This window comes from uncultured Endozoicomonas sp., assembly GCF_947495845.1.
GTDB lineage: Bacteria > Pseudomonadota > Gammaproteobacteria > Pseudomonadales > Endozoicomonadaceae > Endozoicomonas.
The window spans coordinates 1-1,372 of sequence record NZ_CANMAO010000079.1 but is presented as its reverse complement, the minus strand read 5'-3'; the positions used below and the strand labels follow the sequence as shown (position 1 = coordinate 1,372).

The window sequence follows — 1,372 nt, the reverse complement described above, 5'->3', positions numbered from 1 at the left end:
CCGCGATGCTACATGATCTGTACGGCTCGTGGTGTGGGAGGAACGGAGTCGTGAGGCTTCGTCCTATCCCGATTAGGTGCTGGTTCGAATTAATTAAAAAATATGATTTTGAAGGAGTTGTTTAGATCACTCAACCGAATCTCGAAAAATTAATCTGTATTTTTTACATTGTTTGCCGATAAAGTACTTTATTTGGTTTTTAGGTTCTTATCATGAAAATTAAAAAAAATGATAGCATGATAGAAGTATATAATAATGTTAACGATAATCTCAGAAATAATTCAGTCATGAATCGCGGTCGTACTGTTAGACAAATACATAGTGAGGTAAAGGTTAAATCAAAAATTAATGATTCGATTTTCGCTTTGAAACGTATTTTAAAAAACAGGAAGATTGATTCACTGGATCAAGCTGTAGGATTAATAAAAAAGTTAGGCAAGAAGAAAATAGACAAAAATAAAGATGAGCTCAACGAGTGTGTAAAGTGGATGGTCGTTGAAAAAATTATGTCGTCTAATGAATTAAAAGATATCTCTAGTATTTTTGGCGATGAAGCAGCTGAAAAAATATTGCAGGAGTTATCTTATTCTACTCCATTTAGACTGTCTGCGACAATAGATCAAATTACGGGTGGAGAAAAGCTATCTGAAGTTGTCCAAGGTTTTGAAGATATCTTAAAAGTTCATAAAAAATAATGATGAACACATATCAAAGATTAAAAGAGTTACTTTGTGAAGATTTATCTAGAGAACCTTATTCTGAAGTTATGAAAGAGTGTGATTATAATTTTAATGGTTATAGTGATAATTTTTCAAAAGCTGCTGCTTGGCTTGTAACTGTATCAGGACAGGAAAAAACAGATGAAAATGTCCAGAGAAATATCGAGCTATTTAAAGAATTTATAAATGAGGATTTAACCGATATCAATGTTCTCGAATATTTACATGCAAAAATACTACCTAATTTGAACCAAAAAATGCGACCAGTTGTTCCCGGGACTAACCAACCATCGACTGAAGGAGGAAGGACAATATTAAAAAAATATCTAATGGAAGATATAAATTCAAATCAATCAGATTTTGGGAAAAATCTATATGCATCTATTGTATCTAGTCAAAGCTTTTTTGATGGAAATAAAAGAGTTGGTCGTTTAGCTCTCACTATTTCTGAATTACGAAAGACTGGTGATTTTTTTCCCCTTACGTCTGCTGCTGAAAATAAATTACATGGCCTTGGAAGATAGTAAAAGCACCATACAAGCAAACTTCAAGCGGACGCCTGCGGCGCCCCTGAATTTGGCGTGTGTGCCGAGCATGGCACTTAACTAGAGAGGTGAAAGTCCTCTTACCAGGTATTCGCAGAGCCGAAGGTT

2 protein-coding genes are annotated in these 1,372 nt (G+C 34.5%); both read left to right on the top strand.

Going from position 1 to position 1,372, the window contains the following annotated elements; genetic code table 11:
• The first annotated feature begins 212 nt into the window (after nucleotides 1–212).
• Nucleotides 213–695 (top strand): hypothetical protein, encoded by a 483-nt coding sequence (locus tag Q1B11_RS20145; RefSeq protein ID WP_299735795.1) that lies wholly within the window; start codon nucleotides 213–215, stop codon nucleotides 693–695.
• The gene (locus tag Q1B11_RS20140) at nucleotides 695–1,243 is read left to right on the top strand and encodes a hypothetical protein (RefSeq protein ID WP_299735793.1); all 549 of its coding nucleotides are present in this window, start codon (nucleotides 695–697) and stop codon (nucleotides 1,241–1,243) included. Before Q1B11_RS20145 ends, Q1B11_RS20140 begins: the two co-directional genes overlap by 1 nt.
• Nucleotides 1,244–1,372 lie beyond the last annotated feature (129 nt).

Excerpts from the sequence above, each read along its gene's own strand:
- Q1B11_RS20145 (WP_299735795.1), top strand. The coding sequence starts at position 213 with ATGAAAATTAAAAAAAATGATAGCATGATAGAAGTATATAATAATGTT.
- Q1B11_RS20140 (WP_299735793.1), top strand. The coding sequence starts at position 695 with ATGATGAACACATATCAAAGATTAAAAGAGTTACTTTGTGAAGATTTA.